General features: G+C 51.8%; 25 protein-coding genes and 3 other annotated features. Of the genes, 21 read left to right on the forward strand and 4 right to left on the reverse strand.

The window, feature by feature from the left end; all coding sequences use genetic code 11:
• Positions 1-151 precede the first annotated feature (151 nt).
• The 21 genes from BLQ99_RS06530 (at position 152) to pckA (ending at position 21,621) form a co-directional block, all read left to right on the forward strand.
• A complete protein-coding gene (locus BLQ99_RS06530; protein ID WP_093689304.1) occupies positions 152-1,111 on the forward strand; it encodes a threo-3-hydroxy-L-aspartate ammonia-lyase in 960 nt (319 codons plus the stop codon).
• Positions 1,112-1,194: 83 nt separating this feature from the next.
• Positions 1,195-1,455 (forward strand) — a binding site (T-box leader).
• A gap of 187 nt (positions 1,456-1,642) precedes the next feature.
• Positions 1,643-2,671: an anthranilate phosphoribosyltransferase gene (gene trpD / locus BLQ99_RS06535; protein WP_093689306.1), complete on the forward strand. Its 1,029-nt coding sequence runs from the start codon at positions 1,643-1,645 to the stop codon at positions 2,669-2,671.
• A gap of 11 nt (positions 2,672-2,682) precedes the next feature.
• Entirely contained in the window at positions 2,683-3,303 is a 621-nt protein-coding gene (locus tag BLQ99_RS06540) for a phosphoribosylanthranilate isomerase (protein ID WP_093689308.1), read from the forward strand.
• The gene (gene trpC / locus BLQ99_RS06545; protein WP_093689310.1) at positions 3,281-4,075 is read left to right on the forward strand and encodes an indole-3-glycerol phosphate synthase TrpC; all 795 of its coding nucleotides are present in this window, start codon (positions 3,281-3,283) and stop codon (positions 4,073-4,075) included. Before BLQ99_RS06540 ends, trpC begins: the two co-directional genes overlap by 23 nt.
• Positions 4,065-5,258, forward strand: a complete 1,194-nt coding sequence (gene trpB, locus BLQ99_RS06550; protein WP_093689312.1) for a tryptophan synthase subunit beta — start codon at positions 4,065-4,067, stop codon at positions 5,256-5,258. The genes trpC and trpB overlap by 11 nt, the downstream gene beginning before the upstream one ends.
• Positions 5,246-6,061, forward strand: coding sequence for a tryptophan synthase subunit alpha (gene trpA, locus BLQ99_RS06555; protein ID WP_093689314.1), 816 nt, complete (start codon positions 5,246-5,248; stop codon positions 6,059-6,061). The genes trpB and trpA overlap by 13 nt, the downstream gene beginning before the upstream one ends.
• Positions 6,042-7,529, forward strand: coding sequence for an anthranilate synthase component I (gene trpE, locus BLQ99_RS06560; RefSeq protein WP_093689316.1), 1,488 nt, complete (start codon positions 6,042-6,044; stop codon positions 7,527-7,529). Before trpA ends, trpE begins: the two co-directional genes overlap by 20 nt.
• Positions 7,513-8,082, forward strand: a complete 570-nt coding sequence (locus BLQ99_RS06565) for an anthranilate synthase component II (protein ID WP_093689318.1) — start codon at positions 7,513-7,515, stop codon at positions 8,080-8,082. The genes trpE and BLQ99_RS06565 overlap by 17 nt, the downstream gene beginning before the upstream one ends.
• A gap of 61 nt (positions 8,083-8,143) precedes the next feature.
• Positions 8,144-8,399, forward strand: a binding site (T-box leader).
• A 46-nt stretch (positions 8,400-8,445) separates the two neighbouring features.
• Positions 8,446-9,303, forward strand: a complete 858-nt coding sequence (gene pheA / locus BLQ99_RS06570; protein ID WP_093689320.1) for a prephenate dehydratase — start codon at positions 8,446-8,448, stop codon at positions 9,301-9,303.
• A gap of 52 nt (positions 9,304-9,355) precedes the next feature.
• Positions 9,356-9,623 (forward strand) — a binding site (T-box leader).
• A gap of 55 nt (positions 9,624-9,678) precedes the next feature.
• Entirely contained in the window at positions 9,679-10,695 is a 1,017-nt protein-coding gene (gene aroF / locus BLQ99_RS06575; protein WP_093689322.1) for a 3-deoxy-7-phosphoheptulonate synthase, read from the forward strand.
• On the forward strand, positions 10,692-11,627 hold the full coding sequence (locus BLQ99_RS06580) for a prephenate dehydrogenase (RefSeq protein ID WP_093689324.1): 936 nt from the start codon (positions 10,692-10,694) through the stop codon (positions 11,625-11,627). Before aroF ends, BLQ99_RS06580 begins: the two co-directional genes overlap by 4 nt.
• Positions 11,614-12,642 carry an ABC transporter substrate-binding protein gene (locus BLQ99_RS06585; protein ID WP_093689326.1) on the forward strand — a complete coding sequence of 343 codons (1,029 nt, stop codon included), beginning with the start codon at positions 11,614-11,616 and terminating at the stop codon, positions 12,640-12,642. The genes BLQ99_RS06580 and BLQ99_RS06585 overlap by 14 nt, the downstream gene beginning before the upstream one ends.
• A gap of 27 nt (positions 12,643-12,669) precedes the next feature.
• Positions 12,670-13,449: an ABC transporter ATP-binding protein gene (locus tag BLQ99_RS06590; RefSeq protein ID WP_093689328.1), complete on the forward strand. Its 780-nt coding sequence runs from the start codon at positions 12,670-12,672 to the stop codon at positions 13,447-13,449.
• A 3-nt stretch (positions 13,450-13,452) separates the two neighbouring features.
• Positions 13,453-14,244, forward strand: coding sequence for an ABC transporter permease (locus BLQ99_RS06595; RefSeq protein ID WP_093689330.1), 792 nt, complete (start codon positions 13,453-13,455; stop codon positions 14,242-14,244).
• Between the two features lie 21 nt (positions 14,245-14,265).
• Positions 14,266-15,603 (forward strand): 3-phosphoshikimate 1-carboxyvinyltransferase, encoded by a 1,338-nt coding sequence (gene aroA, locus BLQ99_RS06600; protein WP_093689332.1) that lies wholly within the window; start codon positions 14,266-14,268, stop codon positions 15,601-15,603.
• 34 nt (positions 15,604-15,637) lie between these two features.
• Positions 15,638-15,901, forward strand: coding sequence for a CPF_0552 family protein (locus BLQ99_RS06605; protein ID WP_093689370.1), 264 nt, complete (start codon positions 15,638-15,640; stop codon positions 15,899-15,901).
• 114 nt (positions 15,902-16,015) lie between these two features.
• A complete protein-coding gene (locus BLQ99_RS06610) occupies positions 16,016-17,086 on the forward strand; it encodes a DUF362 domain-containing protein (RefSeq protein ID WP_093689334.1) in 1,071 nt (356 codons plus the stop codon).
• An 11-nt stretch (positions 17,087-17,097) separates the two neighbouring features.
• Positions 17,098-17,568, forward strand: coding sequence for a Cys-tRNA(Pro) deacylase (gene ybaK / locus BLQ99_RS06615; RefSeq protein WP_093689336.1), 471 nt, complete (start codon positions 17,098-17,100; stop codon positions 17,566-17,568).
• A 68-nt stretch (positions 17,569-17,636) separates the two neighbouring features.
• Positions 17,637-18,308 carry a B3/B4 domain-containing protein gene (locus BLQ99_RS06620; RefSeq protein WP_093689338.1) on the forward strand — a complete coding sequence of 224 codons (672 nt, stop codon included), beginning with the start codon at positions 17,637-17,639 and terminating at the stop codon, positions 18,306-18,308.
• A gap of 29 nt (positions 18,309-18,337) precedes the next feature.
• A complete protein-coding gene (gene thrC, locus BLQ99_RS06625) occupies positions 18,338-19,828 on the forward strand; it encodes a threonine synthase (protein ID WP_093689340.1) in 1,491 nt (496 codons plus the stop codon).
• A 230-nt stretch (positions 19,829-20,058) separates the two neighbouring features.
• Positions 20,059-21,621, forward strand: coding sequence for a phosphoenolpyruvate carboxykinase (ATP) (gene pckA, locus BLQ99_RS06630; protein WP_093689342.1), 1,563 nt, complete (start codon positions 20,059-20,061; stop codon positions 21,619-21,621).
• A 57-nt stretch (positions 21,622-21,678) separates the two neighbouring features.
• Here pckA and ligD (BLQ99_RS06635) read toward each other — a convergent pair whose 3' ends face one another.
• The 4 genes from ligD (BLQ99_RS06635) to BLQ99_RS06655 form a co-directional block, all read right to left on the reverse strand.
• Entirely contained in the window at positions 21,679-22,599 is a 921-nt protein-coding gene (gene ligD, locus BLQ99_RS06635) for a non-homologous end-joining DNA ligase (protein WP_093689344.1), read from the reverse strand.
• A complete protein-coding gene (gene ku, locus BLQ99_RS06640) occupies positions 22,592-23,419 on the reverse strand; it encodes a non-homologous end joining protein Ku (protein ID WP_093689346.1) in 828 nt (275 codons plus the stop codon). The genes ligD (BLQ99_RS06635) and ku overlap by 8 nt, the downstream gene beginning before the upstream one ends.
• 18 nt (positions 23,420-23,437) lie before the next feature.
• Positions 23,438-24,424 (reverse strand): non-homologous end-joining DNA ligase, encoded by a 987-nt coding sequence (gene ligD / locus BLQ99_RS06645; protein WP_093689348.1) that lies wholly within the window; start codon positions 24,422-24,424, stop codon positions 23,438-23,440.
• Between the two features lie 194 nt (positions 24,425-24,618).
• A complete protein-coding gene (locus BLQ99_RS06655; RefSeq protein WP_093689352.1) occupies positions 24,619-24,915 on the reverse strand; it encodes a zinc-ribbon domain containing protein in 297 nt (98 codons plus the stop codon).
• Positions 24,916-24,971 lie beyond the last annotated feature (56 nt).

A 24,971-nucleotide genomic window follows, 5' to 3' on the forward strand; every position in this document is an offset into this window, starting at 1 on the left:
GGGGGCAGCTTAACCGATTATTTCTAATAATTCTGAACGGGTTGCGTCAATTTAAACAGGAAAATTCCGTCAGACAGGGAAAAAGAACTATATACCAATTCGCTGTTTTCCTTCAATGTCCTCTATCAATACCCAAAGGAGGAACTGTTCTATGTATGAACAAATTGCGGCTGCCGCCAGCCGGTTGGCCGGTGTCGCTCACAAAACCCCGGTGCTGACTTCCCGTTTGCTGGACGAACGGACAGGCAACATGGTTTTTTTAAAGTGTGAAAATTTTCAGCGTATGGGCGCGTTCAAATTTCGCGGGGCCTACAACGCTATCAGCTGTTTGTCGGCGGCGCAGCGGGAAAAAGGGGTGATTGCCTATTCGTCCGGTAACCATGCCCAGGCAGTAGCGCTGGCCAGCAAACTTCTGGGTGTGAAAGCTACCGTCATCGTGCCTGCCGACGCGCCGGCCGTAAAACTGGCGGCTGCCAAAGACTATGGCGCTGACATCATTACTTATGATCGTGCTACCGTTTCGCGCGAAGAAGTGGCCGCGAAGCTCATTCGTGAACACGGTTATACGCTTATTCCCCCGTTTGACCATTACGATGTTATTGCCGGGCAGGGTACGGCGGCCAAAGAACTCATTGAAGAAGTGTTGAGTCTGGATTACCTTTTTGTGCAGGTTGGCGGCGGGGGTTTACTTAGCGGCTGCGCCGTGGCGGCTAAACATTTGCTTCCGCACTGTCAGGTTATTGGGGTTGAGCCTGCTTTGGCTGATGATGCCACTCGGTCGTTTAAATCCGGCGAACTGCAAAGCGTGCATAATCCGCCTACCATCGCCGACGGGCTGCGGACGGCCAGTCTGGGGAAACTTACTTTCCCTCTTATCCGGCAATATGTCGACGATATGGTGACAGTGAGCGAGGAAGAAATTATTAGAACAATGGAATTTTTGTGGACGCGCCTTAAAATCGTCGTCGAGCCTTCGGGTGCCGTAAGTCTCGCGCCGTTAATGCACCGTAAATTCCCGATCGAGGGCAAGCGGGTAGGTGTCATTCTCAGCGGCGGCAATGTCGATATCCGTCAGGCGGGCGAGCTGTTTGCCACAATTCAAAACGCTTGACACCGTAATACTGTAGAATAAGTTTTTTAAAAACTCTTGACAATATGAGCGGCCCGTTTTAAGATTTAATTAAAATCGCATTGTTAAAAGCTGTGAACGGGAAGAGTAGGCATGTAAGCTTTGGCGCAGCGAGCCGGTGACCGGGTAACCGGAGGTGTGATGACCGGCCCAAAGCCCATGTTGAATGGACCCGCGAGCTGCCCCCCGAACGCGCAGGCAAGTAGGCCGGGCCGGCTGCCACCGTTAACAGGCTAGGGTATCGGACTTTGTTCCCGTACCTGAAAAAAGGGAAAACATTATGTTTTCCGAACAAGGGTGGTACCGCGAACCATTTCGCCCCTTACGGGTGAAATGGTTTTTTATTTCCGGAGGCTAGGCGGTTACCACCGCTTGCAGGCTGGGGACTGGACTTTGTTCCCGTGCCTGAAAAAAGGGAGAACATTGTGTTTTCCGAATAAGGGTGGTACCGCGAACCATTTCGCCCCTTACGGGTGAAATGGTTTTTATTTTTATACAGTGAGGAGGATGGCAATGCTAAAAGATTTTCTCGCCCAGGTAGTCAGCGGCCAAAATCTTGGCCGGGAGGAAGCTAAACAGGCAATGCACATTATCATGTCCGGCCAGGCGAGTGAAGCCCAGATCGGTGCCTTTTTGACCGCTTTGCGGATCAAAGGCGAAACAAGCATTGAGGTGACCGGTTTTGCCGAAACGATGCGAAAGCAGGCCATCAGGATCCAGTGCAGCAGTAAACAAGTTATCGATACTTGTGGTACTGGGGGAGACAAGAAAGGGACTTTTAACATATCAACAACCGTTGCTTTTGTCTTGGCCGGCGCCGGTCTGACGGTTGCCAAGCACGGCAACCGCGGCGTTTCCAGCTCCTGTGGTAGTGCTGATGTGCTTACCGCTTTAGGTGTTAACGTCAATTTGCCAGCGCAAGCGGTTGCCAGAGCCCTTGATGAAGTTAAAGTTGGCTTCTTGTATGCCCCGCTGTTTCATCAGGCCATGAAATATGCCGCCAAGCCGCGCCAGGATTTAGGGTTCCGAACGGTCTTTAACCTGCTGGGACCGCTGACTAATCCGGCTAACGCTACCTGCCAGCTGGTTGGCGTCTATGAGCGGTCGCTCACGGAAAAGGTCGCCGAGGCCCTGGTTGGGCTGGGCGTACAGCGGGCAATGGTGGTGCACAGCTTTGACGGCATGGACGAAATATCAACGGCGGCGCCTACCCAGATAACGGAGGTAAACCACGGCGCGATAAGGTCATATGTCATTGACCCTCTCGAGTATGGTTTTACTCCTGCTAGTTCACAGGCGTATCAAGGAGGTTCGCCGGAAAAAAATGCGGCCATTACCCTGGCGATTCTTCAGGGTCAGCGCGGTCCGAAACGGGATATTGTCCTTCTTAATGCGGCAGCAGCTTTGCTGGTTGCCGATATGGCGCCAAACTTAAAAGAGGGCTTAGCTATTGCCGCCGCCAGCATTGACAGCGGCGCCGCCTTAGCCAAGCTGGAAGAGTTAAAAGAATTTAGTCAACGGGAGGAGTTATTATTATCATAAAAATCTGTGGAATAACGTCGCTTGCGGCTGCTCAGGCCGCCAAAGAAGGCGGTGCCGATTTACTAGGGTTCGTTTTTGCTGACAGCCGGCGCCGGATTGAGCTGCAAGCAGCGCAAAAAATAACCAGGACAGTTAAGGGAATCGGAAAGGTCGGGGTATTTGTCAATGCACCGCTGGCGGAGGTGCAAGCGATTGCCAGCCAGTGCCGGTTAGATTTTATCCAGCTCCATGGTGACGAAACGCCAGCGTATTGTCGGGCGGTAAAACATCCAGTCATTAAAGCGGTAAGGATCAGGGGCGGCTTTAACATTACCGCTATAGAGGCTTATGACGTTGAGTGGGTGCTGTTCGACAGTTTGGTTCCGGGCCAGTACGGCGGAACGGGAGTGGCTTTTGCCTGGCACGAGGCACAACCTCTACGCTGGCAGCTGAAAAAGCGCGTGATGGTGGCTGGCGGCCTTACGCCGGAAAATGTAGGGGAAGCCATTCGCATACTGAGGCCGGACGGTGTTGATGTATCCGGTGGGGTTGAAACAGGCGGAAACAAGGATAGCGAAAAAATTTACCGGTTTATTCAAACCGTCCGGGCGGCGCAAAGGGGTGGAGGCAATGCTGAAAACCATTTTAGCTAAAAAATATCAGGAAGTAAAAACGGCTAAACAAAGACGGCCGTTACCAAGCTTGATTCAGGATATAAAACCGGGCAGTTTCGCTTTGCGCAAAGCTATAAAACAGTCTGAGTGGTCGCTTATTGCCGAATGTAAATTAGCGTCGCCGGCAACGGGACGGTTATGTACCCGATATTCCGTACCCGAACTTGCCCAAATCTATACCGCTCATGGCGCAACTGGGCTCTCAGTACTTACGGACAGTCATTTCGGCGGCACTTTAGCGAATATACAAGCGGTGCGGGCTGTCACGGAGCTGCCAATTCTCCGCAAGGATTTCATCGTTGACGCGTACCAGATTTATGAAGCCAGGGCCGTCGGGGCCGATGCCGTGCTATTAATTGCCGGGATTCTATCAGATAGCGAGCTCAAGGAGTTTATGGCGGTGGCGCATGGGCTCGGCATGGATTGTCTGGTAGAAGTGCATAACGCGGTTGAACTAAACCGGGTCCAGCAGACGCCGGCGTTGTTAGTAGGCATTAATAATCGCAATCTGAAAACCTTTACCGTTGACCTTACGACGACCTTTTCCCTTTTGCCCCATTGTGACAAGCACCGGATCATTATCAGTGAAAGCGGCGTGAAGACAGGAGAAGACGCCTTACGCCTAAAAGCGGCCGGAGTCCGGGGCACATTGGTCGGCGAAGGGTTGGTCACAGCGGAGAATATTGCCGGGAAAACACGCGAGTTAGCGTTAGTAAATACCAAGAATGGAGGAGAATATCATGCCGGATAAAAATGGGCGCTATGGTCAATATGGCGGCCGGTTTGTACCTGAGACCGTCATGCCGGCCTTAATCGAACTTGAGGACTACTACTTAAAGTTAAAAGACGACGCTGCCTTTCAGCAGGAACTGGCGTTTTATCTCGGCCAATATGCCGGGAGGCCGACACGGTTGTATTTTGCGGAAAACCTTACGGCCTACTATGGTCGCGGCAAAATTTATTTAAAGCGGGAAGACTTGCTGCATACCGGGGCGCACAAAATTAATAATGCGATCGGTCAGGCTTTGCTGGCGCGGCGTATGGGCAAAGGACGGATTGTCGCTGAAACCGGCGCCGGCCAGCACGGTGTGGCAACCGCGACGGTTGCCGCCCTGTTGGGATTAAAGTGCCGGGTGTATATGGGCGAGGAAGATATGCAGCGCCAGGCTCTTAACGTGTTTCGCATGCGGCTGTTAGGAGCTGAGGTCGTGCCGGTGACCAGCGGTACGGGCACGTTAAAAGATGCCACCAGCGAAGCCATTCGCGATTGGGTGACTAATGTGCGGGACACCCATTACATCATCGGCTCGGTTGTCGGTCCCCACCCTTACCCGATGCTTGTCCGGGATTTTCAGGCCGTTATTGGCCAAGAAGTCAAGGAACAACTGCCCCAAATGACGGGGCGTCAGCCAAACTTTCTGATCGCCTGCGTAGGCGGCGGTAGCAACGCGATGGGAATTTTTTATCCCTTCCGTAACCAGCCGGAGGTTAAAAAAATCGGTGTTGAAGCGGCAGGCAAAGGGCTGGCTACCGGGCAGCACGCCGCCTCGCTTACGCAAGGCCGGCCGGGCGTACTGCATGGCGCCTTGAGCTACCTGCTGCAGGATGATGACGGGCAGGTTATTCCGGCCTACTCCGTGTCTGCCGGACTTGACTATCCTGGGGTCGGTCCGGAACATGCCTTTTTTAAAGACGAGGGGATAGTTACCTATACTGCCGTTACTGATGAAGCGGCCTTAGCCGCCTTTCAGCGTCTGGCAAAGCTGGAAGGCATCATTCCCGCTCTGGAAAGTGCCCATGCCCTGGCCTATTTAGATGAGCTGATGCCGGCGACAAGTCCGGATGATACCGTGGTCGTTTGCTTGTCAGGCCGCGGGGATAAAGATGTCCAGATGGCAGCAAATATACTGGAGGGATTGGGATGTCACGTTTGAACGAAGAGTTTTGCCGGCTGAGAGCCCACAGGCGTAAAGGACTAATTGTCTATTTAACCGCCGGCTGTCCAGATTTCGCAACTACTCTAGAGGCCGTCCAGACAGTGGAAGCGGCCGGCGCCAATATCATTGAAATCGGGCTCCCCTTTTCCGATCCAATGGCTGACGGCCCCGTAATTCAAAGGGCAGCGGCCCTGGCTCTCCAAGGCGGAGCGACTACCGGCAAAGTTCTGGAGCTGGTCAGGCAGATCCGGCAAAAGTCGGCCATTCCCTTGGTGGCTATGACCTATATTAACACGGTACTGCAGTTTGGCGTGGGAAAATTTGTTCGTTCGTTTGCTCAGGCGGGGTTGGACGGTCTTATCGTACCCGATTTGCCGGTTGAAGAGTCGGCACTGTTAGAAAACCATTGCCGGGAAGCCGGGCTTGATCTGATTCAGTTTATTGCCCCTACTACCACCCCGGAGCGGGCCGTCACCATTTGCCGTAAGGCAAGCGGGTTTCTGTACTGCATTTCCGCTACCGGTGTCACCGGCGTACGCCAGGTAGATTACAGCCAAATCGGTTCCCTGATTAATAATGTGCGCCAGTATACTTCATTGCCGCTGGCGATCGGCTTTGGCATTGGTAGTCCCCAGGCCGCGCGTGAAGCCGCCATTTATGCTGATGCGGTAATTGTCGGCAGTGCCGTGATGGAACGGCTTATGGACAAGGGCGTGGATGCGGCCAGAGCGTTGACTGAGTCTATCCGGATGGCCCTCGATCAAAGGGGGGAGCAGCCTGATGCTGGTGTTTCCCGCTAAAGCTGAATTTTGTCACTTGGCGCAAAGCCATAATATAGTGCCTGTTTTTACTAAGTTGGCAACCGATATGGAGACGCCGGTTTCGCTGTACTATAAAATTTTGGGAGATGACATAGGGTTTATCCTAGAAAGTGCTGAGAATGGAAAAACATTTGGCCGCTATTCTTTTATTGGTGCTTTGCCTTTCGCTCATTTTCTGGCCCGGCGTCTGTACTGCGAAATTACGATAGAACAAGAAACATTTCAGATTAAAGACCGGCCATTGACAGCGCTGCGTAATTTTCTTAACAGTTTTTCTTACCCGGCTTTACCGGGTTTACCGCCTTTTACCGGCGGCGCCGTCGGCTACTTTGCTTACGAAATTGCCGCAACCTGGGAGCGGATACGGGGGCAAACCATCCCGGAAGATATGATATTGGCCGAGCTTTTATTATGCCAGGTGTTAGCCATTGTGGACCACCTTACCCATTGTACTACCCTGGTCTACTTAGTTCGGCTTGATTCTTCCGCCGATGTTGGTCGTAAATACGACCAGGCTGTAGACCAATTGCGCGACCTGCGGAGCAGAATACAGCCGCAAGTGAAAGTTTCAGAGCCGGCCGGTAAGTGTGACGCTGAACCGGTCAAGGTGGATATTAGCGAAGAAGTAAAACAGCAGTTTATGGCCGGAGTACGAAAGGCCAAAGAGTATATCGCCGCCGGTGAGATTTTTCAGGTAGTCCTGTCTCAGTCCTTCCGCGTAAAACTCGGTACGCATCCTTTTACACTGTATCGCCGACTACGTCAAGTTAACCCGTCCCCTTATATGTTTTTCATTAATTTTGGGAAACGCCAGCTTATCGGTGCTTCACCGGAAAGGCTTGTCAAGCTGGAAGGTAGTCAGGTGCTGACTTGTCCTATCGCCGGTACGCGGCCGCGGGGAAAAGACGCTGCTGAGGACGATTGGCTTGCCGCTGACCTGTTAGCCGATATAAAAGAACGGGCCGAGCATGCCATGTTAGTTGACCTTGGACGTAACGATGTCGGGCGCATCAGTTTGCCGGGAACAGTGAAGGTTGAGCGCTTGATGCAAGTGGAACAGTTTTCCCATGTCATGCACTTGGTTTCTGAAATTTCCGGCCGCCTTGACCCGCAGTTTTCGGCACTGGATGTTTTAGCTGCCTGTTTCCCGGCGGGGACGGTGAGCGGCGCGCCGAAAGTACGGGCAATGGAGATTAGCAACGAACTAGAAACCAATAGGCGTGGTGTCTACGCGGGCGCTGTAGGCTACTTGGATTTTCGCGGCAATATGGATACGTGCATTGCGATCCGGACGATGACGATTGACGGTGATGAAATCGTCATTCAGACCGGGGCCGGCATAGTGGCCGATTCGGTTCCGGAAAAAGAATTTCAAGAATTGCTGCATAAGGCGCAAGCTTTATTTCAAGTAATAGCGGAGGCTGGGCATCATGGTGCTGATTATTGATAATTATGATTCCTTTACTTATAACCTTTATCAATATGTAGCTGATTTAGGGTATAAGGTGCGCGTTGTCCGCAATGACCAGACCACATTAGATGAAATCGCGGCCGCCGATTATAAGGCTATCATAATATCGCCCGGACCTGGCACACCGGCTGACGCTGGCATCAGTAAAGCCGTTGTTGCCCGCTTTGCGGAAAAAATACCTATTTTAGGCGTATGTCTGGGGCATCAGGTAATCGGTGAGGTCTTCGGCGGGCGGGTGGTCCGGGCGCCGGAACCGGTACATGGCAAGATTTCACTTATTCGGCATTCCGGTTCAGGTATTTATCAAGGCCTGTCCAATCCCTTTAGTGCCGGACGTTATCATTCATTAGTGGTTGACCACCAAGAATTACCCTCGTGCCTGGAAGTGACGGCTACTACTCATGATGGTCTCATCATGGGTCTAAGACACCGGCATTTTCCGGTTGAAGGGCTGCAATTTCATCCCGAGTCGATATTAACGCCGGAAGGAATAAAACTTTTAGAAAATTTTTTATCAACAAAAAAGTGAATATGGTACTCTTGATTGTGACTGAGGCATATGCTATAGTAATGGCAATAAACTTAATATCTTAAAAACGATGAAGAGGAAGAGTAAGCATAGTGCCTTTGTTACAGAGAGCCGGGAAGGATGAGAGCCGGTACAGGGAATATGCCGAAGTTCGCCTCGGAGTTGCGTGCTGAAATCCTAAAGGGATGGTAGGTGGCGCCGGAGACCTTCGCCGTTAATGGAAGGGGGGTATCGGCCTAGTGCCCGTACTCTGCAAAGTGATTCGCCATTAGGCGAATAACAAAGGTGGTACCGCGAGAACAGCTCTCGTCCTTTACGGATGAGAGCTTTTTATTTTATCTATCAAAAACGGGAGGGAATTCAATGGCTCAGGTCAGTACCCAGTTTATGGCGGAACGTATTGTAGGCTATCTTGGCCCGCGTGGCACGCACAGTGAAGAAGTGGCGCTTTGCCTTTACAGAGGGGAAAGAGGACGATTTATACCTTTTGCCAGTATTGATGCAGCCATCAGAGCCGTAGAAACCGGCGAAGTTATGGAATGCTTGGTACCGGTTGAGAATTCGCTTGAAGGATCTGTTAATATTACGCTGGATACGCTGGCCCACGAGGTTAATCTTTTTATTACAAAAGAAATGGTATGGCCTGTCAGACATAACTTGCTGGTTAAAGCCGGTACCAAGCACATCAACGTAGTCGTTTCGCACCCGCAGGCGCTGGCCCAGTGCCGGTACTATCTTGCCCGTTTTTTTCCGGGGGCGGAGTTGAAGTCTGTGGAGAGCACGGCGGAGGCTGCCTATCTTGTCGCCAGCGGGGCGAAAAACCACGCCGCCGTAGCCAGCCTCCGGGCCGGCGAAATTTACGGATTGGAAACAGTAGCAGCAGATATTCAGGATAATCCTAATAATTATACACGTTTCATCGTGCTTGGCCGGCAACAGGCAGAAGGGCGAAGCGGGCGCCGCAAAACATCGGTAGTATGCCAAATTAATGGCGAGCGTCCAGGCAGCCTGTGTGATATTTTGCAAGAGTTTGCCCGGAGAAATGTCAACCTCACCAAGATCGAGTCTCGTCCTGCCCGTACTGGTTTAGGTGTTTATATCTTCTTCCTTGACATTGATGGCGATATGGAGGATGACAACATTCACGCCGCGGTTAGTGCGGTGAAACTTAAAAGCCTGTGGTTTAAAAACCTAGGTTCTTATCCTGTGTATGCCGTATAAAAATCGATTGACAAAAATATTTCGGCCCTGGTATGATAATTTAAAAATACCAGTAAAGACGATGATAAGGAAAAGTAGCTGCATAGTGTCGCCCAGAGAGCCGGTGGCAGGTGGAAACCGGAGGATGCGTGCAGTGAAAATACACCTTTGAGTCGCAGGCCGAAATTAGGGGCGAGTAGTTACCCCGCTAAAGTAGGCTGTGCCGGCTGCCGCCGTTAACCGGATAGGATATCGGAAGCGAATAGCGTGTCTTCCCGTATCTGATGAGAGGTAGCAATACAAGCAGGGTGGTACCGCGGGAGTAAAATCTCGTCCCTAAGGGGGCGGGATTTTTTGTATTTTATCAGTTAACGATATTTTTAGGAGGATGGTAGTATGGTAATCGTTATGAACCCTGAGGCAACCGAGGAACAATTGCAGCGTGTGCTTGACCGCATTCATGATGCGGGACTTAAAACGCACCTTTCCAAGGGCCAGTATCGAACTATTATTGGCATTATCGGCGACAAAAAGAAAATTGCTTCGTTGCCGGTTGAGGCCTTTGACGGCGTGGAAAAGGCGGTGCCTATCACCGCCAGTTATAAATTGGTCAGTCGGGAGTTTAAGCCCGAAGCTACGATCATTGATATCAACGGAGTCAAGATCGGTGACGGCTCACTGGTTGTAATGGCCGGACCCTGTGCCGTTGAGAGCCGGGAGCAGCTTTTGGAAGCGGCAGAAATTGTCCGCGCCGCCGGCGGGCAATTTTTACGAGGCGGGGCTTTTAAACCCCGTACATCGCCCTATGCCTTTCAGGGTTTGGAAGAACAAGGGCTGCAATATTTGGCGGAAGCCCGTGAGGTAACCGGCCTGAAAATTGTCACCGAAGTAATGGATGCAGCATCGGTGGAGCTGGTGGCGGCCTATGCCGATATTCTCCAAATTGGCGCCCGCAACATGCAGAATTTTCATCTGCTAAAAGCAGTAGGGCGATGCGGCAAGCCCGTACTTCTCAAAAGGGGTATTGCCGCTACTATCGCCGAGTGGCTCCATGCCGCCGAGTATATTTTAAACGAGGGCAATTACAATGTCATACTGTGTGAGCGCGGTATTCGCACTTTTGAGGAATACACCCGCAACACCTTGGATCTCAGTGCCGTTGGCGCTATTAAATACTTAAGCCACTTGCCGGTCATTGTTGATCCCAGCCACGGTACCGGGAAATGGCGCTTAGTGCGGCCGATGGCCATGGCGGCCGTAGCGGCGGGAGCGGACGGTCTCCTCATTGAGGTGCATCCCAATCCGGCCGAAGCGCTGTGTGACGGGCTGCAGTCGTTAAATCCGGCGAATTTTGCCGTCCTTATGGAAGATGTGCAGCAGCTGGCGGCCTTTTTACGGAGACGGTCAGCATGAGGGGCAGATTAGTTATCGCCGTTGTTGGGCTAGGGTTGATTGGCGGTTCTTTGGCGCTGGCCCTGAAAAAGTATACAGAGCATACGGTATGGGGCTGCGATATTTCGCCTGATACGTTAAAGCAGGCCCTTGAGGCAGGCGCGGTTGACCGGGCGGGAACCCAAATTCACGAGGTAGTAAATGGCGCCGACGTCGTAATTTTCTGCTTGCCGGTCAGCCGTATTTCGGCCGCGGTGGCGGAGGCGGCACCTTATTTTAAGCCAGGGACGGTCATTACGGACGTTGCCAGCGCCAAAGGCTGCCTATTAGCCACGGTACCTGGTCTGGTACCGCGGGAAGTTACTTATATCGGCGGTCACCCCATGGCCGGTTCGGAACAAAGCGGTTTTACTGCCGCTCACGCCGAACTTTTTGCTGGCAGACCCTATATCCTTACCCAACCAGAAAGGGTAAATGATGAGGCCATGGCCAGATTACGGCAAATTATTACCGCCATAGGCGCCATACCGGTTGTGATGGACGGGGAAATACACGACATGGTGGTCGCGCAAATCAGCCATCTCCCGCATATTATGGCTGCCGCACTGGTAAATTTGGCGGGCAGTGGCAAACACTCCCAATTAAGTTTGTCACTGGCGGCCGGTGGCTTTCGCGATATGACCCGCATTGCGGCATCCAATCCCTCGTTATGGGTTGATATTTGCCTTGCGAACCGAACACAGATTATTAGCTCATTAAAACAGTTGCAGGAAGTGTTACAGCAGGTTGCGCGCAATCTTGAAGAAAATGATGCGGCCGGATTAGCAGCATTTCTTACCCAAGCCAGAAAGATGCGCGAGGCTTTTGTTTATAGACAATTCCAGGCTGTGAAAGACAGCGGACGAGTAATTTCACAGGCTAGCATAGGGAGGAGAAACGATGAAAAAGAATAAAGTGCTGGTTTTTCTCTTACTGATACTGAGTATATCTTTATTGTTAACAGGCTGCAGCCAGGCTCCTGCCAAGAAAAAAGTGAGCATTGCTGCGCTTAAGCTGACGAGTTCGGCTCCGATTTTTATCGGAATTGAGAAAGGATTTTTCAAAGACGAAGGCATTGAACTGGAAGTTCAGTGGTTTGACGCCGCCCAGCCTATTGCCGTGGCTACGGCTTCTAACAAAGTCGATATTGGCGCGACAGGTATTACCGCCAGCCTGTTTAATATGGTAGCCGGCGGGCAGCAGTTATCACTGGTAGCCGATAAAGGCCGGGAACAAAAAGGGTATTCATCGTCGGCCGTAGTTGTTACGACTGAACTCTGGGAACAGGGTGCACGAAACATAACGGACCTGAAGGGAAAACGTATCGGGATTACCCAAGCAGGGTCTACTTTCCATTACATGATCGGTCGTCTGCTTGAAGCTAACGGATTAACGCTCAATGACGTGCAGATCGTTCCGTTGGCCAAGGTCAGCGCCCTGATGGCTGCTTTACAGAGTAAACAGGTAGATGCCGTAATATTAAATGAACCTAATATTGGCAAAGTGGTTTCCGCCGGTTACGGTAAGGTCTTGGTCTCTGTCGGGGATGTGATGGACTATCAAACGTCAGCCATCTTTTTTTCACCCGACTTTGTAAAAGATAAAGACACGGCTATTCGCTTTTTAAAGGGATATATCAAGGCAACCAGGTATTATTACGACGCCGTATTAGCGCGCAAAGAGGGCAACCCGCCTGGCGGCGGCAATTATGATGAAGTTATCAATATTATTGCGAAATATACGGGGGCGCCTGCGGCCGATATCAAAGCCGGTCTGCCTTATATTGACCGTGATGGTAAATTATTGGTCGATGATATTCAAACGCAAATTACTTGGTATGTAAATCATCAGATGATAGATAAACCCATCGTTTCCTCGCAAATAGTAAATACCGCTTTGTGGGAAGAAGCCGTGCGGCAGGTCAAATAGCGGGAGGCTGAGCGAGGAGGACAAGATATGAAAGTAGTTATTGAGCAGGTAAGCAAGGCGTACCCGGGACGTTACGGCAGGCAGCTTTGTGCGCTTAAGGATATTAATCTTACCGTTCATGATGAAGAGTTCATCGTGCTGGTAGGGCCGAGCGGCTGTGGCAAATCAACGCTGTTAAATATGGTTGGCGGCTTGCTAAGCCCTACTAGCGGCAAGATTTACGTTGAGGGACTTAAAGATAACCGCGATCCGGTGATCGGCATAGTGTTTCAGGACGTGGGGCTGTTCCCCTGGCGTACCGTTAGCCAGAATATAGCCTTCGGTTTGGAGGAATGCGGGCTATCCAAGCAGGAGCAAAGGGAAAGAATCGAGTATTATGTTTCGTTGGTTGGGCTGGAAGGCTTCGAAAATGCTTTTCCGCACCAGTTATCCGGCGGAATGCGCCAACGGGTAGGAATAGCGCGGGCATTAGCGATCCAACCCGACCTGTTATTGATGGATGAGCCCTTTTCGGCTCTGGATGCCCAATCAAGAATGCTAATGCAGGAAGAACTGCTAAGAATTTGGGGAGAGCGGCGGCTGAGCACCCTCTATGTAACGCATAATATTCAGGAAGCAGTATATTTGGCTGACCGGGTCGTAGTTTTATCGCGACGGCCCGGTCGCGTAATCAGTATTATTTCGATTGACTTGCCGAAATTTGGTCGGGATAAAAATGAATACATTACCCGGTTTAATGGCTATGTCGAACAAATCTGGCGGCTGATTCGCAAAGACGCTGAGGATGCGCTACGGGAGGGGGAATAAAGAGTGACATACCGGCGCGAAATCACGAACCGCTTGGCGTTCATGGAACAGCAAATGCCGCGTTGGGTAGCTGGAGCAGCCATTCTAGCGGCCTTGGTTCTATGGGAGCTAATCAGCCGAAGCGGTTTAATCTCGCAGTTGTATCTTCCCGCTCCGACCGTTATCTTGAGCACCGGATGGGATATGATTATTAGCGGTGAACTGCCGGATAACGGCCAGGCAAGTTTAAGCCGCATCATTCTTGGCTTTCTGCTCGGCAGTACGCTTGGAATTTTGGTGGGGCTGGCAACAGGCTTTTCAAAATTGGCCGAAGCAATAGGTATTCCGCTTATTTATGCCGTGTATCCCGTCCCGAAAATAGCTCTCCTGCCCCTCATTATTCTCTGGCTTGGCATCGGGGAATTATCAAAAGTGACAATCATAAGCCTGGGGGTCTTTTTTCCGGTAGTTATCAACACTTATTCCGGCGTTAAAAATGTTGATCCCTTGTTAATTAAGGTAGCCATCAGCTTTAAGGCCACCCGGCTTAGCCTCATTGTAAAAGTAATCTTACCTGCGGCCTTGCCGGCCATTTTTGCCGGGCTAAAAATGGCTGCCGGAACGTCGCTGTTATTGCTGGTTGCTGCCGAGATGATTGCCGCCAAGGAAGGCATCGGGGCACTAATTTTGCGCTACGGTGACCTCATGCTGACAACTAAGCTCATGGTAGGAGTGCTGACATTATCGCTGCTGGGTGTTATTTTTAGTTGTTTACTTGAATGGATAGAGCGGCGGATTATTACCTGGAAAAACTAAGTTATCAGGAGTATGAGAGAAATGTTTGTCACGAAGTGTAATAAAGGGCTCCGGGGAACCGTCACGGTACCTGGCGATAAATCAATTTCCCACCGGGCAGTTATGCTCGGCGCTCTGGCAAAAGGCGTCACAACAATCGACGGTTTTTTGCCGGGGAAGGATTGCCTCGCGACAATTGACTGCTTCCGTAAGCTGGGGGTTAACATCTGCCAGACGGGAAGCCGGGTAGAAGTGGAAGGAGTTGGCCTACGGGGACTACGGGCGCCGCAGGAGGCATTATATGTAGGCAATTCCGGTACGACCATCCGGCTTTTGCTGGGTATTCTCGCCGCCCAGCCGTTTAAAGCCGTTGTAACCGGGGACGAATCTATCCGCCGCCGGCCCATGGGGCGGGTGGTTGCCCCGCTGCGGGCTATGGGGGCGCGCATTGACGGGGAAGGGGACGGAAACTTTGCCCCTTTATCCGTATACCCGGTCAACGGATTATCTGGTATCGCCTACTCTACGCCTGTAGCCAGCGCCCAGGTCAAATCGGCCCTGCTGCTCGCCGGTTTATACGCCCAAAGTGCGACGACAGTCACGGAACCAGCCGCTTCCCGTGACCATACGGAACGCATGCTGGCCTATTTTGGCGTCGACATCCGGCGTGAAGGGCTGTCGGTTCAGGTCAGGCCGGCGTCTGGTTTAGCCGCGCGGCATGTGGTTGTTCCCGGCGACATTTCGTCAGCGGCTTTTCTTATGGCAGCCGCGTTAATTGTTCCCGGGTCGGAAGTAATTATCCGCGATGTAGGCGTCAATCCTACCCGAACGGGGATCATTGATGTCTTTAAGGACATGGGCGGCGATATTAACCTCGAGAACTTACGGGACGACTGCGGCGAGCCTGTGGCTGATGTGCGGGTTCGCCATAGCCGCCTGCGCGGCACCAATATTGCCGGGTCGATAATTCCCCGCCTGATTGACGAGATCCCGGTCATCGCCGTCGTTGCCGCTTTTGCCGAGGGAACCACCACCATCCGTGACGCTGCGGAGCTAAAGGTTAAGGAGTCGGATCGCATTGCGGCCATTGTCAACGGGTTGCGGCAAATGGGCGGAGACGCAACGGCTTTACCTGATGGCCTTAGGGTTCAGGGCGGCCGGCCGCTTAAGGGGGCAGTCATTGACAGCCAGGGCGATCATCGGATCGCTATGGCCTTTGCTATTGCCGGCCTGATGGCCAACGGTGATACCGTAATCGGTAACGCTGAATGCATCGATGTCTCGTTTCCCGGTTTTGCCGCCCGTATCTCCGCCCTGGGCGCGTGCATCGCCTGGACAGGAGAAAGCGACAAATACATAGAATACAAAAATTATGGCTAACATAGAAAAGATAATCCAGAAAGGGGGGCTTGGCATGCTCAGCAATTGTTCTGTCATTATGGCCATTCTGCAGGAAAACCGGACCGAAACCGCGCCTAAGGTACAGGATATTCTGACCCGTTATGGCTGCTACATCCGCGTGCGCCTCGGACTGCACGACGCGGCTTTGGAAGGCTGTACCAATACCGGTCTGATTTTGCTGCAGCTATGCGGCGACGACGTTCCCGTCAGCGAATTGGAAAAAGAGTTGACCGGCGTGCCGCACGTCAAAGTTAAGAGCATGCGATTGGACTTTTAGAGGGCCGGGTGCCCTCTTTCTATTTAAAGGAGACGCCGTTGACAAATCTAGGAAACAATTATATACTGTGGAAAAATGATGAAAAATTTATGGCGACCATAAGGGAGTGATACCATGAGCGCAAAAGTATATTTTTTGCCGCTGCCTGACGGCGTTTCGGTGGCTGAGCAGGCCGCGGCGATGCGGAAGATTTACGAAGCTTCCGGCGCCGATGAGGTTTTTGGCGCAAGAGATTTTGTGGCGATTAAACTGCATGTCGGGGAGAAAAAGAATACAACCCATGTTAAGCCCGAACTGGTGCGGGAACTGGTGGAAAAAGTCAAGGCGAAAGGGGCACTGCCCTTTTTGACCGAGACTTCAACTTTATATAAGGGCGAGCGGGAAAATGCCGTGAAACACCTTCTCCATGCCCATCGCCACGGGTTCGGTATCGATAATGTCGGCGCCCCCTTCATCATGGCTGATGGCCTGACAGGAAATACGGAATACGAAGTTACTATTAACGGTGAACTGCACAAGACGGTGAAAGTGGCGCGCGAAATCATGAGCGCCGACGCCATGCTGGTTGTTTCGCACCCAACCGGCCATCCGGCCGCGGGGCTAGGGGCATGCATCAAAAATCTGGGGATGGGACTAGCCAGCCGGATGGGCAAGATGCGCCAGCACTCGGCCATGCTCCCGGAAGTTCTCACCGATAAATGCCGCTTTTGCCAAAAATGTTTAAAGTGGTGTCCGCAGGAAGCAATCATTGAAAAAACCGGCAAAGCGTATATCATGACCGAAAAATGTATCGGCTGCGGCGAGTGCCTGGCTGTTTGCCGTTTCGATGCCGTGAAGTATGACTGGGGCGCCGAATCGGGCTTTATGCAGCGCAGTATGGCGGAACATGCTTACGGTGTTGTTAAGGAGAAACAGGGCAAATGCTTTTTCTTCAATGTCATGATTAATATGACCAAAGACTGTGACTGCTTTAATGTAAATCAACAAAAATTTATTCCCGATATCGGCATTCTTGCATCGGCTGACCCGGTTGCGATTGATGTGGCCACGCTGGATTTGACGGCCAAGGCCAACGGACAGACGTTAGCCGAGCTGGCCTATAAACACCATAATGCCCGGATCCAAATCGAGCATGCCGCCAAAATTGGTATGGGATCATTGGACTATGAGCTGATTACGCTATAGGGGCGAGGAAATTGAAAACAAATGCGGCACGTATATTGGAAACGCTTAAGATCAGTTATGAATTACGGGAGTACGAAATAGATGAAGCCGATTTAAGCGCCGAGGCGGTGGCGGCGAAGCTGGGCCTGCCGCCCCAGCAGGTGTTTAAAACCCTGGTGGCGCGGGGCGATAAGACCGGCGTGCTCCTCGCCTGCGTACCCGGCGCCGCCGAACTGGACCTTAAGGCCTTAGCCGCCGTCAGCGGCAACAAGCGGGTTGAGCTCGTCCCCCTCAAAGAAGTGCAGCCGCTCACCGGTTATATCCGGGGCGGTGTGTCGCCCTTGGGAACAAAGAAGAAATACCCGGTATTTGTAGACGAAAGTGCCCGGCAGTGGGAACGAATTTCGCTCAGCGCCGGCGTGCGGGGCTGCCAGATTATCCTTGCTCCCCACGATTTGGCCAAAGCGGTACAAGCCACGTTCTGCGCCATAGCGCGCTGGTAGCGCGGCCGCCTACATTGGCGGTTAAATACGGTAATAATTTGAAATACTTCGGGGGAGGGGGGGCTAGCGTGAATATTTCCATCCACGAAAACATCCGCCAAGTGATGCCCGGCTGCCGGCTGGGTTGTATTATTATTGAAAACGTTGCCGTGCGGGGAACGCCGCCGGCGTTAGCGCAAGAGTTCAACGAACTGCAGGCCCAGGTTGCCAAGGCTTATAAACTCGATATTCTACCAACCATGCCGCGGATTATGGCGGTACGCAGTATGTATAAAAAACTGCATTTCGACCCGCAGCGCTATCGTCCGGCTTCCGAGGCGCTGGTACGCCGGGTGCTTCAGAACAAAGGGGTCTATTTTGTTAACAGCGCCGTTGATGTGAACAATTACTGTTCCATTAAATTTATGCTGCCCTTTGGCATTTACGATTTAGACTGCATCCAGGGAAATGTCGTTTTTCGCATTGCCGATGCGGGAACTTATGTTAACATTTCGGGCAACACTATTTCGACTGAAGGAAAACCTTTTCTTACCGACGACGCCGGCGTTTTTGGCAACCCCACAGCCGATGCGCGACGCACGGCCGTTACGCTGACGACGCGCAATTTGCTATGTGTCATTTACGCTGACGAAGAGGTGCCTGATAAAGAATTAACCGAAATTCTTGATTTCACCGCCGATATGCTTACGCGCTATAACGGTGGTGTTGTTACTTATAAGACGATTGTCCGTCCAGCTTAAAGAGTGGAATTTTGGAAAGGAGCGTCCTTATGTATCTAAGTACGCGGGGAGGGCACGCCGGCCTATTGGCGGCAGAGGCTATTAAGGCCGGACTGGCCGACGATGGCGGCTTGTTTGTACCATCTCGCATCCCGCAGGTAAGCCAGGAAACGCTGGCCAAGTTCGGCACGATGCCTTATAGGGAACGGGCCGCCGTCGTTTTGGCCCCCTACCTGCCAGACTACAGCGACGAAGAAATCTTAGCCGCGCTCAACGCTGCCTATAATCGGGAAAAATTTGACGATCCGGAAGTTGCGCCGGTACGGTCGATTACCGCCGATACTGCCGTTTTGGAACTTTGGCACGGTCCGACAAGCGCTTTTAAAGACATGGCTCTACAACTAATGCCGCGTCTTTTGTCCCAGGCTCTGCGTAAAACAGGGGAGAAGGCTGAAATCGTCATTCTTGTCGCTACCTCGGGCGATACGGGCAAAGCGGCGCTGGAAGGGTTTAAGGATGTTGCCCAGACTCGAATCATCGTTTTCTTTCCCCACGGCGGCGTTAGTGAAATGCAGCGCCTGCAGATGGTAACGCAGGAGGGCGGCAACGTGGCTGTGGTTGCTGTCAAAGGCAATTTTGACGATGCCCAAAACGGGGTAAAGGAAATTTTCAATGACCGCGCCTTTAATACTGCGCTGGCCGCGCACGGTTTTCGTTTATCTTCAGCCAATTCGATCAACTGGGGAAGGCTGGCGCCGCAAATCGTCTATTATTTTAGCGCCTACGCCGACATGGCAAGGCTTGGCAATATCGCTGTCGGACAACCGGTAAACTTTGTTGTGCCAACCGGTAATTTCGGGAATATTCTCGCCGCCTATTATGCTAAGGAGATGGGACTGCCAATAAACCGGCTGATATGTGCTTCCAATAGCAATAATGTTCTTACCCATTTTTTACGTTACGGTGTATACGATCGCAACCGGCCGTTCCATACTACTTTGTCACCGTCTATGGACATTCTTATCTCGAGCAACCTTGAACGTTTGCTTTATCATATTACGGGTGGTGACTGTGCTCAGGTTAAGCAGTGGATGGAACAGCTCCGTTTTGACGGCCATTATCGCGTTCGGGACGAGGATCTTGCGCGGATTCAGGAAATATTTTGGGCAGGCTGGGCTGATGATGCCATGACGCTTACTACTATTAAGGAAGTATACAAAGAGCACCGCTACTTGCTTGATCCTCACACCGCTGTTGCCTGGCAGGTCCTCCGCGAGTACCGGGAAAAGACGAATGACGCTACGCCGACGGTTGTCGTATCGACGGCCAGTCCCTTTAAATTTAATGCCAGCGTACTGTCCGCCCTTACCGACGGCAAGCAGGCGGACGGTGACGAATTCGCGATGCTACGCCAATTATCCGAGCTCACTGGGTGGCCTATTCCACCTGCATTAGCCGCTCTCGCCCAAAAACCCGTCCGGCACCGCCGTTTATGTGATCGGGGAGAAATGAAAACGACAGTACAAGACATATTATGTTAAAGCATTAAGATAGCCGTTGGTGGCTATCTTTTTTTATCTCACGGCAGTGATAAGGAAAAATTTGTCATGCGATTAAGTTAGCAGCATAAATTAATTATAAAATATGTTATGCTGTTTGGCGCGAATTTACGGAATGTGTCAAAATAATGCTTTTACATATGAAATAAGTATGCTATAATTGGCATCGGTTGACCATAAATATAAGTGAAACAGATGAAAGGGGAATGACGATGGTCGCCATCAATGGACTTGAGATGGCAAGACAGGTTTATTACAACCTGACTCCGGCGCAGTTAGTAGAACTAGCCTTTGGGCGCGGTGAGGCGATCTTGACTGATAGTGGCGCACTGCGGGTAACGACAGGCAAGTATACGGGTAGGTCACCCAACGACAAGTTTATTGTCGATTCACCTGCCGTCCATAATGACATTGCCTGGGGAACCAACAAGCCCTTTGACAGCGAAAAATTTGAGCGTCTCTACCATCGGATGCTGGCTTATTTACAGAATCGCGAAGTCTTTGTATTCGACGGTTTTGCCGGCGCAGATGAACAGCATCGCATCGCCGTCCGTTTTATCAATGAATTTGCCTGGCAGAATCTTTTTGTTCACCAATTGTTTGTCCGTCCCCAAGGCCCGGTAAGCGGTTTTACCCCCGATTTTCAGGTTATCTGCCTGCCTGGATTTAAGGCCGTGCCGGAAATTGACGGCACCAACTCCGAAGCATTCGTCATTCTCAATTTTGAGCGCCGCATGGTGCTTATTGGCGGCACGCATTACGCCGGTGAAATGAAAAAATCGATTTTTACGGTCATGAACTACCTGCTTCCTAAAAAAGGTGTTCTGTCCATGCACTGCTCGGCCAATGTTGGCGTCAAAGGCGATGCGGCCCTGTTTTTTGGTCTTAGTGGCACCGGAAAGACCACTCTTTCCGCCGACCCTAACCGCCGGCTAATTGGCGATGACGAGCACGGCTGGAACGACGACGGTATCTTCAATATTGAAGGCGGTTGCTACGCAAAGTGCATTAGGCTAAGCCGGGAAAATGAGCCGCAAATCTGGGAGGCCATCCGTTTCGGCGCCGTGCTGGAGAATGTGGTGATTGACCATGCTACCCGCAAACCAGACTATGACAGTGATGCAATAACCGAGAACACACGGGCCGCCTATCCCATCGATTACATCCCCAACGCCCTTATTCCGGGTATTGCCGGTCACCCCAAGACGGTTATTTTTTTGACGGCTGATGCTTTCGGTGTTTTACCGCCGGTAGCGAAGCTTACCAAAGAACAGGCCATGTATCATTTCCTTTCCGGCTACACCAGTAAACTGGCCGGAACGGAGCGGGGCATAACCGAACCGGAGGCAACCTTCTCGGCCTGTTTCGGAGCGCCGTTTTTGCCTTTGTCGCCTTTGGTCTATGCCAAGCTGCTGGGAGAAAAACTGGAAAAGCACAATACCAGTGTATTTCTCATTAATACTGGCTGGTCAGGCGGTCCCTACGGGACCGGCAAGCGCATGAACATCCCCTATACCCGCGCTATGGTGACTGCGGCTATCGAAGGGTTATTGGACAAAGTACCTTATGAACTTGATCCGGTCTTTAACGTCTACGTACCTACCGAATGTCCGGGCGTGCCGTCTGATCTGTTAAAACCCCGCAATACCTGGGCCGATAAGGATGCTTATGACCGGCAGGCGCAAGAACTGGCCCGGCTGTTCGCCAAAAACTTTACCAAATTCAGTGACAATATTCCGGTAGAGATTGCCGCCGCCGGTCCGCGCACCGTGTAGGCGCCATACTATCCCAAAATGAAGGCTGACCCGTGTGGTCGGCCTTTTTACATCTCTTTACGTTATTGCGGCCAGGGGAAGGCTTTGTTTTAGCGTTGTTACCGGGGCAAAAAGGTCGCCATGGCGGTCGACGCGTGCCAAGACTTTATCGGGGGCAAAAGTCAACAGCCGAGGGTCTTTTTTTTGCCAGGCCTCGTCTACCTCTTCCCAGGCAACAGGCGTGGAAGCAGTAGGGTATTCCCGCGCCCGAAGCGAATATACGCATACCGTTGTTTTGTGTTCGTCGTTCTGGCTCCAGTCTACCAGCACTTTGCCTTTGCGCAGGCTTTTGGTCATTTTTGAGACCACCTGCCCGGGATGCTCCCGTTCCAGCAGTTTGGCCAGGGCGTGGGCGAAGTTTTTGGTAGTGTCGTAGTCAGTTGGGGTGTTGAGCGGAACGTAGACTTGGAGACCTTTGGCGCCTGATGTCTTAGGGAAGGCTAAAAGCCCTTGGCGGTCAAAAAAATCTCTTAACCATAGGGCAACCTGGGCGCATTCAATGATGGTTGCCGGTGGACCGGGATCCAGGTCAAAAACCATCATGGTTGGGCAGGCCACGTTGGTGGCTAATGACAGAGATGTATGCAGTTCCAGGGTGGCCAGATTGACGGCCCACACCAGAGAGGGCAGGTCATCGACAAGGCAAAAATTAATATGATCGTTATTGTGCTCGCTCCACACCGGCGCCGTTTTTAACCATTTTGGTCGGTGCTTTGGACATTGTTTCTGATAAAAAAAGGCGGCATGGGCTCCGTCTGGGTAGCGTTTCAGCGTGAGGGGTCTATTGGCAAGGTGGGGAAGCAGGACAGGGGCGATCCGTACATAGTAGTCAATTACCTGGCCTTTGGTAAAGCCGGTGCGAGGGTAAAAGATTTTTTCCAGATTGGATAGTCTGAGCTCAACTCCCTCAATGGTTACATCGGTGTATTGGCTAGGCACGGGCTTTTCGTCTCCTGTTTTTAGCATCTTTAGCCTGTTGTTTTTTCTTAATGGCGGCCAGGCTGGCTTCAAGCGCGACCATGAGGTCTACTACTTTGCCACCTTCCGGTGTCGCCGGCTGAATAACCACCGTCTCGCCTTCCGCTTTCTTTTCAATCATTTCTAGCACCTTTTCCCGGTATTCATCGCGGTATTTGGCAGGATTAAAATCTGCGGCCAAAGATTCAATCAGCTTTTCGGCCATGGTAAGTTCCCGCTGGTCTGGTGCTGTATCAGTATTAGGCAGTCCTTCCAATTCTTCCGGCGATACTATTTCATCGGCATAGTGCATGGTAGCTAAAGAGAGAGCTTTACCGGCAGGCCGGATGGTAACCAGGTACTGTTTGTTGCGCAGTACCACCCGGGCAATGGCGACTTTTCCCGCCTGCTTCATAGCGTATAGCAGCAGGGTATAGGCTTTACCGGCCCCTTTGTCCGGCACCAGATAATACGATTGTTCGAAGTAGATCGGGTCAATTTGGTCAAGATTAACAAAATCTTCAATCTCAATCGTGCGGGTTGCCTTCGGGTTGAGCGCTTCCAGCTCCTCGGCGGTTACGATAACATAGCGCTGTGGTGAAATTTCATAGCCCTTTACGATTTGTTCGTTTGACACTTCTTGGCCGTCACGGGCGCATACCCGTTTAAGCCGAATTTTGCAACCGTCACCGGCGCGAAGCTGATGGAAATGGAGCGTCTTTTTCCGCACGGAATTATACATTTTAACAGGAATATTAACGAGACCAAAACTGATCGAACCGTTCCACATCGGCCGCGGCATAAGGGCACCTCCTTTAGCTTAGTCCTTGTTTTCGCGTTGAATATCGCGAGGGTCTTTATCATTCCGGAGGCCTTTAAAGGATGGATGACGAAGAGTGCCGCCGGGTGTCCATTCGGTAAATTCGATTTCGCCCACTAATGCGGGCTGCACGAAAATTGCCCCCTTGAGCGGCGGTGGGTTGGCAAACGGTGGTTCGACCTGCTCGAGCGGTTTTAAAAGATGCTGGAGCTTTTTTAGTGTCGTATGGTTAAAGCCTGTTCCCACCGCGCCGGCAAACAGCAGCCGCTGTGGTTGGCCGGCTTTTGCCGCTTCTCCCGGTGTCCGGTCATAATAGCCCAGGAGCAGGGCGCCGATCATTCCGGTTCGCGTCCCTTGACCAGGCAGCCAGCCACCGATGACGAATTCCTGGCGGTGCACATTTTTGATCTTCAGCCAGGTGCCGGGCCGCTTGCCGGGCAGATAAACGCTGTCCAGTTTTTTGGCGACAATGCCTTCCAGCCCAAAGCGTCGGCTGGCGAGCAGCAGTTCCCGGCCTTGTCCAACCTTGTAGGCCGGAGTCTGCCAGCTAGGGCCGTTAAGGTCCAGTTCTTCCAGCAATCGGCGCCGCTCGGTGTAAGGAAGGGAGAGAGTTGATTGGCCGTCTATGTACAGCAGGTCAAAGATAATATAAGTTGCAGGGATTTCAGCGCTTTTGCGGGCGATTGTCCGGTCTGAAGCCAGGCCCATGCGGTTTTGCAAGCGGGCGAAGGAAGGGCGTCCATTTATGTCAAACGCCACAATTTCTCCATCCAGGATAACGGAATGTCCTGCCAAGGCTTGGGGTAGCGGTATCAGCTCAGGATACTGGCGCGTAATGTCTTTTAAATTGCGGCTAAGTATGCGCAGGTTATCGCCAGCGAGATATATCAGGGCGCGGATACCGTCCCATTTAATTTCAAAGCCATAGTCTTTTTCATCAGCGGGAAGAGTGGCGGGTTTGGCCAACATCGGCGGGATAATTTGCATAACATTCCCCCTAGGCTTTATTATTTTAAACTATGGCTTAAATATGAAGGGCGTCGCCTTGAAAAAAATGGAACCAAGCGTTTCTAAACGCTTGGTTCAAGAAGGGATGGCAGCGCCGTCGCGGGCTCCTAGCGGGGCAAACGGCGGCATATTTCATTGCAAACCAAATAAGGCCGGAATATCCGGCCTTATTTTTAGTATTTTTTATTGACTTGGAAGCAATCGCGGCAATATACCGGTTTGCCAGCCGTAGGCTTAAAGGGAACCTGAGTGGTTACACCGCAAGCACTGCACACGGCCGCAAACAATTCACGCTGCGGACGAGCGGCAGGGCCACGACCGGTCGCCTGTTTGCGGGCACTACGGCACTCAGGGCAACGGGCAGGTTCATTCCGAAAGCCTTTTTCGGCGTAAAAAGCTTGCTCGGCTGCCGTAAAAGCAAAGCCAGTACCACATTCTTTGCAGGTTAGCGCCTTGTCTTGGTAGGTCATCGCTCACCAACCTCCTTTAGACTTGATATTACGCAAAACAATTGCCGGTCGGTTGG

The organism is Sporolituus thermophilus DSM 23256 (assembly GCF_900102435.1).
Classification (GTDB): domain Bacteria; phylum Bacillota; class Negativicutes; order Sporomusales; family Thermosinaceae; genus Thermosinus; species Thermosinus thermophilus.

Bases quoted from the DNA above. Each gene is read 5' to 3' on its own strand.
- BLQ99_RS06530 (WP_093689304.1), top strand. From the start codon at position 152: ATGTATGAACAAATTGCGGCTGCCGCCAGCCGGTTGGCCGGTGTCGCT.
- trpD (WP_093689306.1), top strand. From the start codon at position 1,643: ATGCTAAAAGATTTTCTCGCCCAGGTAGTCAGCGGCCAAAATCTTGGC.
- trpC (WP_093689310.1), top strand. From the start codon at position 3,281: ATGCTGAAAACCATTTTAGCTAAAAAATATCAGGAAGTAAAAACGGCT.
- trpB (WP_093689312.1), top strand. From the start codon at position 4,065: ATGCCGGATAAAAATGGGCGCTATGGTCAATATGGCGGCCGGTTTGTA.
- trpA (WP_093689314.1), top strand. From the start codon at position 5,246: ATGTCACGTTTGAACGAAGAGTTTTGCCGGCTGAGAGCCCACAGGCGT.
- trpE (WP_093689316.1), top strand. From the start codon at position 6,042: ATGCTGGTGTTTCCCGCTAAAGCTGAATTTTGTCACTTGGCGCAAAGC.
- BLQ99_RS06565 (WP_093689318.1), top strand. From the start codon at position 7,513: ATGGTGCTGATTATTGATAATTATGATTCCTTTACTTATAACCTTTAT.
- pheA (WP_093689320.1), top strand. From the start codon at position 8,446: ATGGCTCAGGTCAGTACCCAGTTTATGGCGGAACGTATTGTAGGCTAT.
- aroF (WP_093689322.1), top strand. From the start codon at position 9,679: ATGGTAATCGTTATGAACCCTGAGGCAACCGAGGAACAATTGCAGCGT.
- BLQ99_RS06580 (WP_093689324.1), top strand. From the start codon at position 10,692: ATGAGGGGCAGATTAGTTATCGCCGTTGTTGGGCTAGGGTTGATTGGC.
- BLQ99_RS06585 (WP_093689326.1), top strand. From the start codon at position 11,614: ATGAAAAAGAATAAAGTGCTGGTTTTTCTCTTACTGATACTGAGTATA.
- BLQ99_RS06590 (WP_093689328.1), top strand. From the start codon at position 12,670: ATGAAAGTAGTTATTGAGCAGGTAAGCAAGGCGTACCCGGGACGTTAC.
- aroA (WP_093689332.1), top strand. From the start codon at position 14,266: ATGTTTGTCACGAAGTGTAATAAAGGGCTCCGGGGAACCGTCACGGTA.
- BLQ99_RS06605 (WP_093689370.1), top strand. From the start codon at position 15,638: ATGCTCAGCAATTGTTCTGTCATTATGGCCATTCTGCAGGAAAACCGG.
- BLQ99_RS06610 (WP_093689334.1), top strand. From the start codon at position 16,016: ATGAGCGCAAAAGTATATTTTTTGCCGCTGCCTGACGGCGTTTCGGTG.
- thrC (WP_093689340.1), top strand. From the start codon at position 18,338: ATGTATCTAAGTACGCGGGGAGGGCACGCCGGCCTATTGGCGGCAGAG.
- pckA (WP_093689342.1), top strand. From the start codon at position 20,059: ATGGTCGCCATCAATGGACTTGAGATGGCAAGACAGGTTTATTACAAC.
- ku (WP_093689346.1), bottom strand. From the start codon at position 23,419: ATGCCGCGGCCGATGTGGAACGGTTCGATCAGTTTTGGTCTCGTTAAT.
- ligD (WP_093689348.1), bottom strand. From the start codon at position 24,424: ATGCAAATTATCCCGCCGATGTTGGCCAAACCCGCCACTCTTCCCGCT.
- BLQ99_RS06655 (WP_093689352.1), bottom strand. From the start codon at position 24,915: ATGACCTACCAAGACAAGGCGCTAACCTGCAAAGAATGTGGTACTGGC.